15 protein-coding genes are annotated in these 18208 nt (G+C 43.0%); 14 read left to right on the top strand and 1 reads right to left on the bottom strand.

Annotated features, from left to right (window positions below; translation table 11 throughout):
* Positions 1-305: 305 nt before the first annotated feature.
* Complete coding sequence (locus tag NT010_06170) at positions 306-752, top strand: DUF2384 domain-containing protein (protein MCX5805642.1); 447 nt, start codon at positions 306-308, stop codon at positions 750-752.
* Positions 749-1222, top strand: coding sequence for an RES family NAD+ phosphorylase (locus tag NT010_06165; GenBank protein MCX5805641.1), 474 nt, complete (start codon positions 749-751; stop codon positions 1220-1222). Before NT010_06170 ends, NT010_06165 begins: the two co-directional genes overlap by 4 nt.
* 189 nt (positions 1223-1411) lie before the next feature.
* Here NT010_06165 and NT010_06160 read toward each other — a convergent pair whose 3' ends face one another.
* The gene (locus NT010_06160; protein ID MCX5805640.1) at positions 1412-2398 is read right to left on the bottom strand and encodes a WYL domain-containing protein; all 987 of its coding nucleotides are present in this window, start codon (positions 2396-2398) and stop codon (positions 1412-1414) included.
* Positions 2399-2703: 305 nt separating this feature from the next.
* On the opposite strand from NT010_06160, the gene NT010_06155 reads away from it, so the two are divergent.
* The 12 genes from NT010_06155 to NT010_06100 all read left to right on the top strand — a co-directional run bounded on the left by NT010_06155 (position 2704) and on the right by NT010_06100 (position 17992).
* Positions 2704-3267: a dual specificity protein phosphatase family protein gene (locus tag NT010_06155; GenBank protein MCX5805639.1), complete on the top strand. Its 564-nt coding sequence runs from the start codon at positions 2704-2706 to the stop codon at positions 3265-3267.
* A 2-nt stretch (positions 3268-3269) separates the two neighbouring features.
* Positions 3270-4217, top strand: coding sequence for an ADP-ribosylglycohydrolase family protein (locus NT010_06150; protein MCX5805638.1), 948 nt, complete (start codon positions 3270-3272; stop codon positions 4215-4217).
* A 69-nt stretch (positions 4218-4286) separates the two neighbouring features.
* The gene (locus NT010_06145) at positions 4287-4454 is read left to right on the top strand and encodes a hypothetical protein (protein ID MCX5805637.1); all 168 of its coding nucleotides are present in this window, start codon (positions 4287-4289) and stop codon (positions 4452-4454) included.
* Positions 4455-4866: 412 nt separating this feature from the next.
* Positions 4867-6156 (top strand): ATP-binding protein, encoded by a 1290-nt coding sequence (locus NT010_06140; GenBank protein ID MCX5805636.1) that lies wholly within the window; start codon positions 4867-4869, stop codon positions 6154-6156.
* 155 nt (positions 6157-6311) lie between these two features.
* The gene (locus NT010_06135) at positions 6312-7367 is read left to right on the top strand and encodes a Fic family protein (protein MCX5805635.1); all 1056 of its coding nucleotides are present in this window, start codon (positions 6312-6314) and stop codon (positions 7365-7367) included.
* A 39-nt stretch (positions 7368-7406) separates the two neighbouring features.
* Complete coding sequence (locus tag NT010_06130) at positions 7407-7721, top strand: hypothetical protein (GenBank protein MCX5805634.1); 315 nt, start codon at positions 7407-7409, stop codon at positions 7719-7721.
* Positions 7722-7780: 59 nt separating this feature from the next.
* Entirely contained in the window at positions 7781-8023 is a 243-nt protein-coding gene (locus NT010_06125) for a hypothetical protein (GenBank protein MCX5805633.1), read from the top strand.
* A 36-nt stretch (positions 8024-8059) separates the two neighbouring features.
* Positions 8060-8422, top strand: coding sequence for a hypothetical protein (locus NT010_06120; protein ID MCX5805632.1), 363 nt, complete (start codon positions 8060-8062; stop codon positions 8420-8422).
* Positions 8423-8773: 351 nt separating this feature from the next.
* Complete coding sequence (locus NT010_06115) at positions 8774-12163, top strand: helicase-related protein (protein MCX5805631.1); 3390 nt, start codon at positions 8774-8776, stop codon at positions 12161-12163.
* 1 nt (position 12164) lies between these two features.
* Positions 12165-15776, top strand: a complete 3612-nt coding sequence (locus NT010_06110) for an Eco57I restriction-modification methylase domain-containing protein (protein MCX5805630.1) — start codon at positions 12165-12167, stop codon at positions 15774-15776.
* Positions 15769-16923, top strand: a complete 1155-nt coding sequence (gene tcmP, locus NT010_06105; protein ID MCX5805629.1) for a three-Cys-motif partner protein TcmP — start codon at positions 15769-15771, stop codon at positions 16921-16923. The genes NT010_06110 and tcmP overlap by 8 nt, the downstream gene beginning before the upstream one ends.
* The gene (locus NT010_06100) at positions 16892-17992 is read left to right on the top strand and encodes a hypothetical protein (GenBank protein ID MCX5805628.1); all 1101 of its coding nucleotides are present in this window, start codon (positions 16892-16894) and stop codon (positions 17990-17992) included. Before tcmP ends, NT010_06100 begins: the two co-directional genes overlap by 32 nt.
* The last annotated feature ends 216 nt before the right edge of the window (positions 17993-18208 follow it).

The following is an 18208-nucleotide window of genomic DNA, read 5'->3' as shown; positions in this document are numbered from 1 at the left end:
ATTATAAAGGTTAGTGGTGACAACAATATGTCATCGGGAAATAAAAAAGTCGGGTTAATACTGAAAAACTGGGTCTTATTTCCATAATATCTCTTCAACGTTCTTGTTTTTGATGACTCTTTCCGACCCGCATTCAATAATACTTGATATTTAGAGATATTCTGATTTTTAGGTTCCCGGATATGATAAAAGGTAGATGATATATTTGGCGCCGTGTATTTTCCGATAGAAGTCAATTTCCAAAATATCTTTGACAATATGCCAATTGACATGTATAATATATGTCAGATGACAAGGAGGTAGTTATGGGAACAGTAGCAGCGATTCTTGGAGGGGAAAAGGAATTAGGGGAGAAGATCCAGAACCCTATCGACTTCGATGCCTTGATAAAAAAAGGAATGCCTTCGAGGGTAATGTATCATATAAAGAAAGAGTTCAATCTTACAGATGAAACTCTTGCACTTATCATTGGGACAAGCCTCCGTACGATTGCGAGAAAGCGAAAAGCCTCAGAAAATATAATCTCAAAAGGAAGGCTTTCCCCTGTAGAAAGCGATAGACTTTATCGTTTTGCCCGTATTATAGCCTTGGCAGAAGAGGTGTTTGAGAACAAGGGAGACGCCTTGGAATGGTTAAACAGTGCACAGCATGGCCTTGGCGGGGTAGTCCCTTTCGAAATGCTCCAGACCGATGCGGGGACCCGTGAAGTTGAAGAACTGTTGACCCGTATAGAGTACGGTATCATTTCTTGATTCAGGCCTGGCGTGTAATAAAAAAGAAGCACCTTCCAAATGCCCTTTCAGGAGACGGCGCACGTTTGGGGGGCGGGCGCTGGAATCATGTGGGGATACCGGTTGTTTACGCAAGCGAGACCCTCTCTTTAGCGGTTCTGGAATTATTTATCCATTTTACGAGGCGCGATATCACAATCAGCAAGTCCCTTATGGCGATATCTGTCCTGATTCCTGATGCCATAAAGGCAATAGAAATATATATTGACGATCTGGCGACGGGATGGAACACTTCCCCTCCCCCGGATTTCACAAGAGACATTGGAACAAAATGGGCAGAAAGTAATGCCTCGGCCTTGCTCCGCGTACCTTCAGCGGTTATCCCCGGAGAGCACAATTTTGTCATCAATGTTAAGCATCCTGATTTTGTAAAAATCACCGTCGGTGATCCGAGACCTTTTGCACTCGATGATCGAGTATGGAAATATTAAGTAAAGTTTGGCCCTTCCACCAGGAGGCTTCCATCGCAGGAAAGCCGGTAGGATAAGGTGCTGATTAATTTCATAAAAAGCCGCTAAATTTAAAAGGATATTTTAGATCCAGTCTTTCAGCATTAAGTTAAAGGGTTATTAATTTTAAATCGTAGGTTTTTTGTTAAAACAAGAATGCAAATAGAAAGGCTACATAAGGTGATCTTTTACCGAGGCGGAAAGTTCTTTCTGAATCTGTTTTCTGAACCAAACCGGTTTGATGACCTCGACATGGGGAAGCCAGGAGTAAATCCACCGTTTAATTTCGTCCACACCTGCAACGGTAAATGAGAGTTCTACAGCACCGTCAGGGAGAATCGTTCTCTTTTCTGAAGAATGCCACTTGTCTTTCCTGAGAATATAATCTGCTATCTCTCTCTTGAACCTGACTGTTACTGTCGCTTCTTTGCCGTCTATGATTCCCCAGGGACTGGAGAGATGTGCCTTAAGATCAAAATCCGGCTGAGAGGTAAAATAGAGATTACGCTCCTGTATATCTATTATCCTGTCAAGGGCGAAACTCCGTATCGTCTTTCTCAGGTGGCAGAAACCGACAAGAATCCAGATGCCATCATAGAGAACAACAACGTACGGGTCAACTGTGCGCTTCGTTACCTCTTTTGAGAGCCGGGCCTTATAGCTGATGTCAACTGCCCTTTTTTCTTCAATGCATGGTAGAAGTGCTCCCAGAATGCTTCCGATTTTGGCGCTGAATAAGGCATCCGGGGACTTTACGATGATCGCCGGTTTATCTTTTTTGAAAGGTACCTTGCCGCCGTGAGTAAACATCCTCATGACGAGTTTCTGAAAATTCTCTTTGAAGATTGCCCCGAGGTGAGATACCGATTCCCCCGCCACAAGGAGGGTCTGGAACTCTTCATCGGTAAGAATAAGTTTCTTTATCCGGTCTCCCTCAGTAAATGTATAGCCATTTCTTTCCTTGTCATATTCAATCGGGTCAATGATATTTATAAGCTCAAGGTAACGAAACACAGTTCTCTTGGAAACCTGAAAACGTTCCATCAGAAAATCTATAGAAGGAAACTGCTTCTGGGCAATAAGGGTATAAATCTCAAGAAGCCGAATAACTTTTTCAGAAATACCCGCAGGATTTGCTCCTTTTTTTATTGGCTTCATAACAGAATTGTATCATGATGAATGTAAATTGTTAAGGTATATATGATTTTTGTAAAATACATTATGCCATAGAGCAAGCACAGGAGGTTTAGGCTAAGCCTGATTTTATTATTGGGTTTTACATTGGTGACATACTGTTGTCACTGACACATGATATACTCATTTGTAAGGGAGGGTTATCATGCCGCAATATACATTTAAAATAAATGAACTGGAATCTGAAGCGGAGAATAGAGACACGAAAATAAGGAGTATATGATAATAAACACTACCTCAACCCTTAAAATGCTGAAGGGAAAAACACCATGACTAAAAACACCAAAGACTCCCCTGCTGTTCCCTTTGCCCGTTCCTATTGGGTAGTACCGGGTAAATTCCTTGCCGGTTACTATCCCGGCGATATAAGTCCTATTGAAATGGAGAAGAAATTACGAGGTCTTGTATCCATTGGTATCCGGTATATTATCAACCTTATGGAAGAGGCAGAGCATGTCCGGTACAGAGGTCTTTTCGTTCCTTACCAGCCTCTTCTCAATAAATACGCACAGGAAAAAGGTGTAGATATCACCTGTGTGAGACGTCCCATCGAAGATATGGACATCCCCTCTAAGGAAGAAATGGAGACCATTCTCAATGAAATCGACCTGGCCATAGAAAACAAAAAACCTGCCTATGTTCACTGCCTGGGAGGGAAGGGACGCACTGGCACTGTTGTCGGATGCTACCTCATGCGCCATGGAATTGCTTCCAAATCAACGGTTTTTGAGATTATTCAGCACCTCCGCAGGAATGATCCTGAATCCCGTCATCCATCGCCGGAAAGCCCGATCCAACGGCATATGGTGATGAATTGGAAACAAGGAGAATAAGCATGACAGAAATATCTTTTAAAGAAAGGATACTCGGAGGTCTCTGGGGCGCTGTCATCGGTGATGCTCTCGGTGTACCAGTAGAATTCAAAAGCAGAGAAGTAAGAAAAATGGACCCTGTAACCGGCATGAGAGGTTACGGTACCTTCAACCTCCCTCCAGGATCATGGTCCGATGATTCATCTCTTATGCTCTGTACCACAGAAAGCCTCCTCGATGGTTTTGATACAAACCGTATGGGACAACTCTTTATCCAGTGGCTCAATGAAGCGTACTGGACACCCTGGGGTGAAACCTTCGATGTAGGTGGGGCAACGCATGCAGGCATCAAGCGGATGATGAGAGGGATACCTCCGGAAGAAGCTGGAGGAACCTCGGACGGTGATAACGGGAACGGGTCACTCATGCATATATTGCCTGTCGGGTTATATTTTGCCAATTCACCCGTTTCAGAGATCCTTGAATATGCCCATCGAGCCTCCTCTCTCACCCATCGCCATGTCCGCTCACAAATAGCCTGTGGTTTCTATTGCCTTATGGTATCGGCACTACTAAAAGGCAATGATCCGGAAGAAGCATACCATTATGCCATAGTGCAGACAGAAGAGTACTACAATCAACCACAGTGTTTCCGTGAGCTTGCACATTTTGAACGTATCCTCTCAGGGAACATTCATCAACTCCCGGAAGAGAAAATTCAATCAGGCGGATATGTGATTCACACGCTTGAAGCAAGCATCTGGTGCCTTTTGAATTCACACACATTTACCGAAGCAGTTCTCAAAGCCGTAAACCTCGGTGATGACACTGATACCACAGGAATAGTCACAGGCGGTCTTGCTGGAATTTATTATGGTGTCGAAGCAATTCCGAAAGAATGGGTAAACGTAATAGCGAGAAAAGAGGATATTGATAGATTGTTCAACAATTTCATGAATGTTTTAAAGTGATGAAAAATACTATATTGAATGATACCGTCCATTGAAAACGACAACTCTTCCGGATTCTCATAAAACCCCGTGGAAATTAAAAAAACTGTTTGTATTTATGTAATTAAAGAGCTAATATTTTGGATACAACAAAAGGAAAAAATCGGTTCAAAATTGAAACTGAGGCCGGATGGCGGTGCCGAACTATGGATAACTTCTTCAGTGGATTGGGAGAAAATGGCACCCCTTTTTGAGTAGTTGTGTCCTGCTATTATGCACGGCTGGATGAAGAAGAAACGTGAGCTGCATATGGACAAGGAGTTTGGCGAACCTGGAGAGGAAACCGACGGCAACGATCAGGAGAATAATTAATAGTGAGCGGAACTCAAACAATTAGCGAAGGACAGATTCTCACTGGGCCGCTCTTCAACGAGCCCATGCGGGTGGAGACGGTTTCCGATCAAGACCCGGCCCGGCTCAATTGGCATGAGGTTGTAAAAGTTGCTCATTACACACTCAGCGTTAATGCTGTCGTTCAACCGATGGAAGTTCGGGAGAACCCAAGGGCATATGAGGATTAGTATGGTGCTACTCGTTTCCTTGAAAAATATATTGCTTTTACTAATTTAAGTTAGTAAAGTATTACAATAATACTTATTACGGATAGTAAATGGACAAGGCGCTAATACTCCAAAACAGACACTGGAAAAATGAGCCGTATCCTGATCTTATAAACAGGAAAGTTCTTTCCTCTGTTTTAAGCAAGCTGAAACTCAAAGAAATCCAAATCCTCCTTGGCGTGCGCAGGAGCGGCAAATCATCGCTTTTCAAACTTCTCATTAACCATCTTGCTGAGACTATTGATCCGTTATCCATCGTTTATGTCAATCTTGATGACCCTTTCTATTCCGAGGCGTGGAAAGATGCCAAGGAACTTTACAGGGTTGTAGAGACGGCTGAGAAAATCACAGGAGAGAAGGTTTCCTGTCTGTTCCTTGATGAAATTCAGAATGTTCAGGGGTGGGAAAAGTTCATAAAGAGCCAGTATGATGCCGGTGCCTTCACAAAGATATTCATAACAGGCTCCAACTCGCTCTTGCTCAAGGGTGATTATGCAAAGCTTCTGTCAGGAAGGTATATAACAGACTATGTTTACCCTTTTTCGTTTCAGGAAATGTTGAGCAACAGCGGAATAGTCTCCTTGAGAGACCTTCTTGGCAACAGGCCGAAAGTGCTGAGTCTTCTCGACGATGTCCTACTTTACGGCTCCTTTCCCGAGGTATACAAAACGCCGAATCATGAGCTTAAGAGAGAAATTCTTTTGAGCTATTATGAAACGATTATCCTGAAGGATTGCCTCGGCAACCACAGCATACGGGATACGCGGGCGTTCAAGGAACTGGCTCATTATCTCATATCGAATGTATCGGGACTTTATTCCTATAACAGCCTTGCTAAAGCGGTGCAGAGCAACGAGAATACGGTCAGAGAATTCGTGGGATATCTGGAAGAGAGCTTTCTTGTGGATGAGGTGAAGAGCCTTTCCTTTTCTCTGAAGGCCCAGTCAAAGGCCAGGAAGAAAATTTATGCTGTTGACAACAGCTTTTTGAATACCGTCTCCTTCAAGTTCTCCGACAATAAAGGCAAGCTTCTCGAAAACCTTGTTTATACAGAGCTCGTAAAGAATGGCTTCCGTGAAATATTCTTCTTTCACGAGAACAAGGAATGTGATTTTGTTGTCAAGACCGGCAAAACCCTGACAGGGATTCAGGTCGGATACGAAATAGGACAGTCCAATCTGGACCGGGAAACAGGCGGACTGATTACTGCAATGAAGAAACTGAACATGGAGAAGGGATACATCATCACCTATGATACTGAACAGACAATAAGCCCGGCTATTTCTATGATACCATTCTGGAAATTGTACCACGGTTTTTTTGATACCATAGGGGAATAGGACGAGATGGCAAAATTTCTGACAATTTATCTGCTCCCCGCCGGACACGCCGCAAGGACTCGGGTGGGGTTATGTTTCACAAAGAAGAGATTCTGAAAAATGGCCGGGCCCATGGAAGTGAAAGAAACAGCAAAGCCTTACGGGGGTTTTGAGACATGAGATCACTTGACCGTTCTTTTCTGGAACAGCAGGCAATACCTATAGAAATGGGAGGGCTTTTACAAACTCTAGGAGAATTAAAGGGAAGACAGGACCTGTATCGTCATCAGACCCCACAAGTACTTGAGTCGCTTCGCCAGGTTGCCGTAGTAGAGAGCACAGAATCGTCGAACCGCATAGAAGGCGTGAGTGTCTCGCCATCTCGGTTTAAAGAAATCATGCTCCATCCAGTGCAGCCGAGGGATCGCTCTGAGGCGGAGATACTGGGTTACCGTAATATATTGTCTCAGATTCATATTGATCCGGAACGGTTTCCATTGAGTGAAGAAACAGTGAAGCTGTTTCATCGGGAAATATATGCCCAGGCTGCTGTCACCGGCGGCGTATATAAGACGCGGGACAATACCATCGAAGAAAGGCTCCCCGACGGCCGATGGATTACGAGGTTTATCCCGGTCCAGGCTCGTGAAACGCCCCTTTATATGAAAGAACTATGCGAGAGGTTCAGCAGTCTTTACGCTCAAGGGCATATCAGTCCCCTGCTGCTGATTCCGGCATTCGTTCTCGATTTTCTCTGTATCCACCCTTTCATGGATGGCAACGGAAGGGTTTCAAGGCTTCTCAATGTCCTTCTCTTGCACCAGACTGATTATACGGTAGGCCGTTATATCAGCATAGAACGATTAATTGAAGAGTCGAAGGAAACGTATTATGAAATTCTTCGATCCTCTTCTGAGGGATGGCACGAGGGAAGACATCGCCTGAAACCATGGTGGGAGTATTCTCTCAGCATCCTGATAAGGGCCTACCGTGAATTTGAGGACCGGGTTGGAGCCACCACGAAAGCCCGCGGTGCGAAAACGGCATTAATTGAGCACGCAATAGAGCGTATGCCGAGTGCTTTCGGAATAGCCGACGTTGAGCGTGCGTGCCCTTCAATCAGCCGGGATATGATCCGCGTGGTGCTTAACCGGCAACGTGACGAAGGCAAGCTCGCATGTAAAGGAACAGGGCGAAAAGCTCTATGGGAAAAACGTGGTAATAGAGGGTGAAAACGTGGTAATAAACGTGGTAATAAGTAAAGAAGGTTTATGAAGGATACCTTCCAAGCCATTAGAGATTTGGCGGCGACACGTGATCGGCTTGCTCGCAAAGCCGAGCAGCAGTATACCGATGAAGTCAATGCAGTTGTTGAAGGGCTATGCCTCGAAGATGAGCGTATTGAACATCTACTTGATGGCCTCCTCGATTTCTGCTTCGATCCCGCTATACTTAGTCTCTACAAAAAAGTTTGCCGTTATTACTTCCAGATAAATCCCGAGGCCACCGTCGGGTATGTGAACACCTACCGTGAGATATGGGATTCGGAGGACGGTGTGAATGAGGAAGGCAAGGAGCATGAGTAATAATAATGTAGTCGAACGAATATCCTTTGTGAGACGAACAACATTATTGAGGTGAAAAAATGAATATTTTTCTGGTAATGGTAAACATATTAGCCATTTTACTTGCTCCAATAATTGCATTACAGATCAGCTCCTGGCTCAACAAAAAGTGTGAATTGGAAAAGAGAAAATTGGATGTTTTTCGAAGTTTAATGGCCACAAGGGCAGCGGGTTTATCCCCAATTCACGTTGAAGCTCTCAATAAAATTGATATCGAATTTTCACAGGATGATAAAAAAACAAAAGCTGTTTTTGAAGCATAGAGGGAATACGGAGATCACCTCAATGTAGCGGCAACATTGAAGACAGAGGATAAAGAAGGTTGGACAAATTGGACTTCAAAAAAAGAAGATCTTCTTGCAGAATTATTACATAAGATGTCAATACGCATGGGTTACAATTTTGACAAGGTGCATATCAAGAGAGGACATTATTACCCGAAAGGCTACGTTGATATCGAGACAGAACAACGAATTATTAGACAAGGCCTTGCAAATATCTTTCAGAATAAGGCCTTCTTCCCTATATATGCCATCATAGCTCCTGATGTTCAAAGGGATTTTACTGGCAAGGATGAAGATGGAAAGGCCATAGCAGAAACCCTGCCCTCCGAGCAAAGCGCAGAGAAAGAAAACGGTAAAAAAGGAAGCCAAATATTATGATAGGTTCAGGCGATGATTCCTAAAGAATGTAAACGACTTGCTGAAGTTGATTTTCCGATAACTCTTCCGGATTCCAATAACACCCCGTGGAAATTAAAAAAAACTGTTTGTATTTAAGGAATTAAAGAGTTAACATTCTGTATACAGCAAAAAAGTTGTGAAGAAAAGCTGCTAAATATACAAGATTTGCTGATCGCTGTAGCTTATGATCTGTACTTTAGGGGGAATGGATGGATTTAGAAGTTATGAAATCAGGGAATAACATCTCGTTAATACTCACAGGAACACCATACTTGCAATTACGTCCCCATAATTCATGTTTTTGAAGACGAAAGACAAGGAAATTAAACCATGTTATTAGACAACGAAAACGATAATCCTAAGGTCCATGAATGGATTGCCAAATATACGCAAACAGGTAATCTATCTATTGTTACAGGATACTTCACTGTTGCAGCATTGGCTTTTCTTTCAAGAACCACAAAAGATAAAATCAATGAATATCGTTTCATCCTGGGCGATATTGTTAACTTTGACTCTGACAAAGACAGAGCTTTAAACCTGCTCAACGAAAACATAAACATTGAAGCTTCCTTGAAATTGAGCCAACTGGCTAAAGAAGCCGTATCTTTTCTCGAATTGGAAAAAGTGGCAGCAAAAACACTGGAGCCGAATTTCTGCCATGCTAAGGCTTACTTATTCAAAAACGACGTAAAAGACCCTCAAAAGAATTACTATATTTCCGGCAGTTCAAATCTTACAGAAGCAGGTGCAGGTCTGAAAAAGACAAACAATGTAGAATTAAACATTGCCGGTTTCGGTTCGGACCTGCAATACAAAGAACTGATTGAATGGTTTGATCTGCTCTGGAAAAAACCGCAGGCACACAACGACAAAATCATAATTACCGAGGGCGGCAAAACTCAAAGAATTCCTTTCAAAGAATATCTTATTGATGAAATAAAGAAAATATTTAAGGAATACACGCCTAAACAGTTGTATTTCAAGGTGCTCTTCGAGCTTTTCGGTGAAGAGCTTATGATGGAGAAGGATAATCCGGAATTTAACCGGAAAATCGGCAGGCTTGAAAATACTGTTGTGTATAAGTCCTTATATGAGTTTCAGCAAAAAGGTGTTCTGAGCCTGATTAAAATGCTCCAAAAATTCAATGGAGCCATCCTTGCAGATGCCGTCGGTCTTGGTAAGACATGGAGCGCTTTGGCAGTAATGAAATTCTACCAGTTACAGGGACATGAGATTGTTTTGATCTGCCCTAAGAAACTTCAGAACAACTGGCGGGCATATCTCAAACATCAGAATTCCAGGTTTGAAAAAGATCATTTTGAATACTTCATACGATTTCATACCGACCTTACGCCAGAGCTAATGGATAAATATCATGACAGGGCTGATAAATTATTTGTTAATGAGAAACCGAAGCTTTTTGTCATCGATGAAAGCCATCACTTAAGAAACGACAAATCCAAGCGATACAAGTTCCTTGTGGAGGAAATCCTTTCCCGAAACGAAGACACCAAAGTATTGATGCTCTCTGCTACACCCATCAATAATTCGTTAATAGACATTAGAAACCAGTTCAAGCTAATTACAGGGGGAGATGTAAAAGGTTTTGAAGAAACGCTGGATATAAAGAATCTTGATTATACTTTCAGAACAGCGCAAAAAGCCTTCAATGAATGGGCTCAGGATGTCAATCCCAGGATCGGTGAATTTATCAGAAAACTTCCTGCCAATTTCTTCAAACTCACAGATTCCCTTACCGTAGCGAGAACCAGAAAGATGATCGAAGGTCATCAGAACGGTCTGGAATTTCCTCCCAAGACGAAACCTGAAAATATATTTATTACGCCAAAGCAGATAGGCAATTTTGAAAGTTTTGAAGAGTTGTTTGACCATTTTCCGCCGATGCTTTCAGGCTATCAGCCGTCTTTCTATGTTGAGCAGGAAGAAGAGGTGGAGATTCTGCATGACGAGAAGCAGCGCGATTACTTCCTGGTAAAAATGATGTACATTCTTCTTGTTAAACGGCTTGAGTCATCCTGGTATTCCTTTAAATCAACAGTAGAGAAAATTCTGGCACATCATCAAAATGCCCTTGATAGAATCAAACAGTATGAACAAACTAAAAAAGATGCCGGAATGGATGACGGTCAGCTTAAGCTTTTTGATGATGACGATCTTGCGGAAGAAGTCGAGGAATTCACTCTTGGAAAGAAGCGGCTGATTCGATTGTCCGATATAGACAAATCAGGCAATATTGAAAAATACAAGCGGGACCTGAAAGCCGACATTGAAGCCTTGCAGCTCTTACAATCCAACCTGATTCAGTTTGAACGCAAGATTGAAAAAGAACTTAAGAAACCTTCAAATCATCTAAGTGAAGACGATAAGCTGGAAGTACTTATAGACCGGATCAGCAGAAAGCAAAAAAACGGGGAAAACAAGGCCAATCAGAAGGTACTCATATTTACGGTGTACAAAGATACCGCCTATTATCTTTTTGATCAGCTTAAGGCTCGAGGATTCAGTAAAATTGCTGTGGTAAGCGGCGATGCATCCAGAGTATGGGATGAAGAAGGGGAAACAAAACAATTTGAGCCTATACTCGAACGTTTTGCGCCTTTCACAAAACTGTTCCGTGAAAAGGAATGGGCATTTGAACCTGGCAGACCGGATATGACGCTTATTGAGCAATTTAATGAATGGCAGGAATGGATTGCCGATAATGATAAGAAAACATACAGCAAACTTCAAAATCCGATTGACATCCTTATTGCCACCGATGTGCTAAGTGAAGGGCAGAACCTACAGGATTGTGATTTTGTAGTGAACTACGATATCCACTGGAATCCTGTGCGTGTCATTCAGCGCTTCGGACGTATAGACCGCCTTGGCTCTCCGAATGAAAAAATATTCTGCATTAACTTCTGGCCTTCAAATAACATAAATACTTACCTTAATCTGCAGGGAAGGATTGAAAAACGTATGGCACAGATGAAACTTGCAGGCTCTGAGGTACATCTCGAATTTTCAGATTCATTCAGGCGAATGGCTGAAGATGAGAATCTGGAACAAAGGCAGAAAGCGCGTATGCTGGAGCAGATGGAATCCACATGGGATGATATTGAAGCAAACAAACAGGGATTGGGTTTTGATGATCTGTCGCTGGAAGCTTACAGGCAAGAGTTATTTGAAGAATTGAATAAAAATGAACGTGCCTTCAAGGAGATGCCTAAAGGAGTTTACACCGGATTTCAGGCTCAAAAGGAATTCTGCCCCCAGGATGGGCTTATTGCCTTGATGGGCTACCCGAGCAAACCGCCCAGGGCTGAGAATTTCAAATATAGGGGCTATGAACTGATTTATGTTAATTATCAGGGCGAAGCAGTTTTCCTTAATCAGAAAGAAGTTCTGGATGCTATCGCAAAACACAAAGAAAACGACCGTTTTGTGAGCAAGGCCGTTGACCACGGCGAACCTGAAGCAATTCAACGGCTTTCGGACGCTCTGGGCCTGTGGTTGAAAAAACAGTCAGTAGAAGAAGAATTGCAGGAGGACGGCAGCGTAAAACAAAAAATGGGACAGGCCGCCCTTGATCTGATCAATAAATTGAAATCAGGTGGTAAGGAAGCTGTGCAGAAAATAAAAACAGAGGGTAATCAATCCCAAAAGTTTGATAAAGACAATGTCGATTTAATAACCTGGTTTATTGTGAGCTAAAATGAGAAGACTGAGCACATTCAAAGAAGATTCGTTCATACAGGCTCTCAAGAATCTTTTTGAGGATTTGCAGGTACCGGTAAACTATATTGCCGACGAACCGGCAAGCCCAGCGGCTATTCTCGGCGATAAATACAAGCCTGACAACCATGCTCACAAGCTCATAGACGATGTGTATGTACTGGGCATGGTGGATGACGCTATCTTTGAAGGACAAAATCAGCTTTTCAAAAAAGAGTGGACCACTTCCATGCTGAAGAAAATTGACAAAGACTACGACGGCCTTGTCATTTTCGGTGTTACGCTCAAACAACGGGACGGTGATTTATTGCCTACGAGAAGCCAGTTAGCTGAAATAACACGGGCATTCAACCGCACCTTTCACTACACCCCCGTTACTGTAGTCTTCAAATACGGCAATTGCATCGCCTTTGCCAACAGCGAGCGGATGAAATACAAACAGGAATGGAGAGAAGGCGAAAGTGTCGGTAAGGTAACAATGCTCAAGGATGTGAGCATTGAAAAAACTCATAGCGGCCATATGAGGATTTTGCTCGATATGCAAATCGCCCGCTCAGGTAAGGACGCGATCACTTCATTTTCAGGACTGTACAAATACTGGCAAAAAGTATTCAATGTTTCCACGCTGAACAAAAGTTTCTATCGGGAACTTTCAAACTGGTATTTCTATGCCATGAAACAGGTTTCTTTCCCTGATGACCTGGAAAAGGACGAAAACATTCGCAATGCCACAAGCCTGATCCGGCTTATCACCCGAATAATCTTTATCTGGTTCATTAAAGAAAAGGGATTGGTGCCGGAGGCTATTTTCAATAAAACCGAGCTTGAAAAAATCCTGAAGGAATTTGCCAAGAACAAAACATCATGCTCTTATTATCAGGCAATTCTCCAAAACCTTTTCTTTGGTACGCTGAACCAAAAAATGGATGAACGCGCTTTTACAAAACAGGGGGCTTTTCCTCAAAACAGGTCCGAATATGGTGTTAAAAACCTCTTCCGCTATGTTGATCTTTTCAAGGTGGACGAAGCCGAGGCGTTGAGCCTTTTTAAAGATGTGCCGTTTCTCAACGGCGGTCTTTTTGACTGTCTTGACAAACCGGATGATGAAGGCAAGATCCTTTATGTCGATGGGTTTTCACGAAACCCACGGAAACAGGCCATTGTGCCCGACACTCTATTTTTTTCCGAAGAACATGAAGCAGATTTAAACGAAATATACGGCACAAAAAACAAAAAATACACAACAAAGGGTCTTGTTGAAATCCTCTCAGGCTACAAGTTTACAGTCGAAGAAAATACGCCCATAGAAGAGGAGGTCGCCCTTGACCCCGAACTTCTGGGAAAGGTCTTTGAAAACCTGCTTGCCAGCTATAACCCTGAAACTCAGACCACGGCCCGCAAACAGACCGGCTCTTTTTATACGCCGCGAGAAATAGTCAACTACATGGTCGATGAATCACTGAAGGCATATCTAAAAGGGCACCTTTTAGAGGAATCTTCCATGACGGAAGAAGATTTACAGGCCAGCATAGATCTGCTCTTTGAATATACCGAAAAAGAGCATGTTTTTAATGAAGCTGACACAAAGACACTCATTGATACTATCGACAAATGCAAAATCCTCGACCCCGCCTGCGGTTCAGGGGCTTTTCCTATGGGCGTGCTCCACAAAATGGTTCATATTCTCCACAAGCTCGACCCGAGCAATAAGCAGTGGGAACAAAGGCAGATTTACAAGGTAGACAAACTGATAGAAGAAGCCCAGGGAATTACCGATACTGCTGCGCGGGAGCAGGTTATTGCCGGGCTTGAACAGAATAGGCAAGATATTGAAGACGCTTTCGGGAGCAATGAACTTGATTACGGCAGGAAGTTGTACCTAATAGAGAACTGCATCTATGGCGTTGACATCCAGCCTATAGCCGTACAGATCGCGAAACTTCGCTTTTTTATCTCACTTGTTATAGACCAAAAGAAACAGCCTGGCAAAGAAAACCTCGGCATCAGGGCTTTGCCGAACCTTGAGACCAAGTTCGTGGCGGCAAATACGTTGATAGGTCTGGAAAAACTCGGCCAGAATTTGCTGAAAAATCAAAAAATTGTACAACTGGAAAAGGACCTTAAGTCAATACGCCATAAATATTTTTCCGCAAAGACACGGAGAGACAAGATTAACTGGCAGAAAAAAGACAGGACATTGCGAGAAGAAATTTCAAAACTCCTTGTTGATGACGGACTGGATAAAACAACTGCTCAACTGATTGTATGTTTTGATCCCTACGATCAGAATGCATCAGCGCCTTTTTTTGACCCGGAATGGATGTTCGGGATAACGGACGGGTTTGATGTAGTGATAGGAAATCCGCCGTATGTCCGGGCCGATTCAGGTGAAGAACATCTCTCCATACGGCAGCAAATCACAAAGAGCGGTCAGTACGATACACTCTGGGAGAAATGGGACCTTTTCATTCCTTTTATGGAACGAGGTTTTAAACTTCTTAAATCATGCGGAATAACCTCACTGATAGTATCCGATGCCTACTGCCACTCAAAATACGCGCAGAAGTCCCAGGAATGGTTCCTCAAAAACAGCAGAATACTTCGCCTTGATTTTCTGAGCAAAATAAAGGTCTTTGACGCTGGTGTTCATAATCTTACCTATTTCTTCCAGAAGGCCAATGGTGAGCAATGGAAGCCGGAACGACGGATTCATGATCCAGAATTTGGTGCAGTGAATATGCTTCCGTCAGATGAGCAGAGCAAGCTGAATTACCGGGTGTTTTTTCCAGAAGACATGCGAAACTCCCGTTTCGATGCTCCAGCAATGAACTTGTCCAATATCTGCTATATTAGTGTTGGCATGGTAGTAAATGCCAACGAGAAAGTGGCACAGAACGCTTTCAAGCTTTCAGATCTCTTAAGCGATGAAAAAGATAATATACATCTCAAACCCTTTGTTGAAGGAAAAGACCTTAACCGGTGGTTTCTTGGAAAACATAAGTTCTTAGAGTGGGATACGGTTCGGGCTCCGCAAATGTTTCGAAGAAAAACATTCGTAGAGCTATATGAGCATACTGAGAAAATAATGTTGCCGATGGTTGGAGACATTCGTGCGGCTCTGGATTGCCAAAGACTATACTGTAACCACGGAATATTTGTTTGTTTGCCTTGGCATCTCTTGGAGGGCATTCGTAATAATTCGTTGAAAAAAACGGCACGCTATGATGACGAAAAGCCAGTACGATCAGACTTGCCTGGACGTGAGAAATTGGAACTAACAAGCCGTGCATTCCCCATTAAGTATCTGCTTGGCGTGCTGAATTCGAGCATGGCTCAAAATTTTCTGCGTATTAACCGCCGCAACAATGTTCAACTCTACCCAGACGACTGGAAGAAACTTCCCGTCCCTATCGCGATGCCCGAAGAACAGGCACCTATTATTAAACTTGTAGACTGCATCTTGGAGGCAAAGAAAGCTGATCACGCTACGGACGTCTCGGTCCTCGAAGCCCAAGTTGATACCCTCGTTTCTGCATTATATAACCGTTCCACAGAAAAGGATGATAGTGAAGGGGGGAACGATCATGTCTGATGATTTTTTTAAACAAAAACGAGCATGGTCAAAATACAAAGATTTTATTCTTGGCAATTACTTGACGCCTTATCTCGAAAAAGTCAAATTTCTGCATAAACCGATTCGTATCATAGACTGCTGCGCCGGTCCAGGAAGGTTCGAGGATGGCTCGGACGGTTCACCGCTGATTATTGCCGGACATATGGAAGGTTTGTACAACAAGCGTGTTGATATCAAAGGTCTGTTTCTGGAAAAACAAAAGAAACTTTTCGCCAAACTTCAAAAGAATCTGGAACCATTCAGCGCCTTTGCTGAGGCAAAACAGATTGATTTCAGGAACTATCTTGATGACATCAGGTCAATGGCAAGATCAAGCACAATCTTTCTGTATGTTGACCCGTATGGCATAAAAGAACTACCATTTTCAGAACTTTCCGAGATTTACAGAGCAATTGCCGAACATAATACGAGCGTTGAGGTGTTGTTGAATTTCAATAGTACAGCATTCATCAGGTGCGGTCTAGTGGCTCTCAAAATGGACACGCAAAGCTTTGATTCCGAGGAAGGTCACGACGAAGAAAATTTTTGTGGCGCGGAAGGCATGTCAGTAGAACAAATGGATGTAATAGCCGGTGGAGATTACTGGAAAGACATAGTGTCCGATTCGAGCTTTTCATTTGCTGAAAAAGAACAGAAAATTGTGGAATCTTACATGAAACAAATGAACGAATATTTTCTGATGGTCTGCAATTATCCGGTTCGACAGAAATATGGACACTTGCCAAAGTACAGGCTTATCTATGGAACAAGGCATGAAGACGGTATTCTGCTTATGAATGAGACTATGTATAAAGCAAGGGAGCGGTTTTTGAAGCATGAATTTGCCGAAGGATTCCTTTTCGACACACGACCCCTCGAAGCATCAAAAGACATGGTGTTGTTTACAAAGCGGCTCTATGACATAACAGCAGAAAATGGGCATATATCCAGAAAGAATCTGAAGTTAACAGCCATGAAGGAGTTCTTTTGCTGCTATAATAACAGCGATTATTCAAAGACCGTTGAGAAGCTGCTTAAAGGTTTTGAAGGAATGAAGCTTTACAGCCGCTCCAGGAAGACAAGGATTAATGATAATGAATTACTCTCAGCAAAGCCTTTTGCATAATCACGACAAAACCTCGCTGGTTTCTCAGCTCTGGGCTCTCCGTGACAAATGCGATAAGAAAAGGGCTGAAGAAATTGCCGAACGGTCACATATTCCGCTCAGGTGGATTGATAAAGCACCGTCTCCCAACGGGGAGAAGGGTATCGAAAAACTCTTGGCCGAAAGAGGGGTGCTCCTGCTTCGCAATCGGACCAGTCCTTTTATCGAGCAATTTCAACACCCTATTGGACGGTGTGCAAAGTTCTACAAGCTGACAGCATACAACAACTGCAATTTCTGGTGCGAGTATTGTTATCTTTATTTGACGTTCCGTACGAATCCTATTTCGACCCATTTCGTGAATTATGAAAAAATATTCAAAGAGACAGTGGCCTTTGATAAAAGCGATATACCAGAAACCTTGCGGGTACTCAATCTTGGCGAACTCTGTGATCCCTTGGCGGTGGAGGATATTACCGGATTTGCTGAAAGACTTATACCGTTTGTAGCTGAACACACCGCACGAACAAGACTGCTCTTTCTCACCAAGGGCAATAACGTTGAAGGATTGCTTCGATTACCTCACGGCGGAAAATCCATTATGTCCTTCAGTGTCAATACCGATAAGGTTTATCGTCACCTTGAACATCGAACAGCGCCGCCTGAAGCACGTTTGTTGGCAGCGCAACGATTACAGAAGGCAGGATACGAGATACGTTTGCGTATTGACCCGATAATCATTTACGAAGGGTGGCAGGAGGACTACATCGGTCTTGTGGATACCATCTTCCAATATGTGCAGCCGACACGTATTACTATAGGGGAATACAGACCGTCCAAGGGCCTGGTCAACCATATTGGATCGCGCTTTCCGGAATCTACTTTATTACGAATTAATGATGGGCTTGTAAGCGATGGGACCAAACTTCGGTATCCGGAAAAGAAACGTGTTGCTGCTTTCCAGACCATAATCAATAGAATCAGGCAACAGAATGCTGAAATGCCGATAAGTCTATGCAAGGAAAACCCGGCAATCTGGAAACAACTCGATATGATGATAAACGGATTACAATGTAATTGTTTGGGATAGAGAAAGCACGTGTTGAAAAAACAGACAAAAGTAAATAGTCTGATGTCTAGAAAAGAAATAACGGGGTCTGCCCTTGAATTTTGAATTCCGACAAAAAAGTTAGGACTTCCCGCCACCTTAAAAACCCCTTCAGGCAATTTGCTGTAACAGTTACAGCAAATCCTCAAATCGCCGTAAAACCAATACAGACAATGCTTTGCGGACAAGAAGGAACAA

This window comes from Pseudomonadota bacterium, assembly GCA_026388275.1.
Lineage (GTDB): Bacteria > Desulfobacterota > Syntrophorhabdia > Syntrophorhabdales > Syntrophorhabdaceae > JAPLKB01.
Note: the sequence above shows the minus strand (reverse complement) of the source record. Positions and strands in the feature narration are given on the sequence as shown.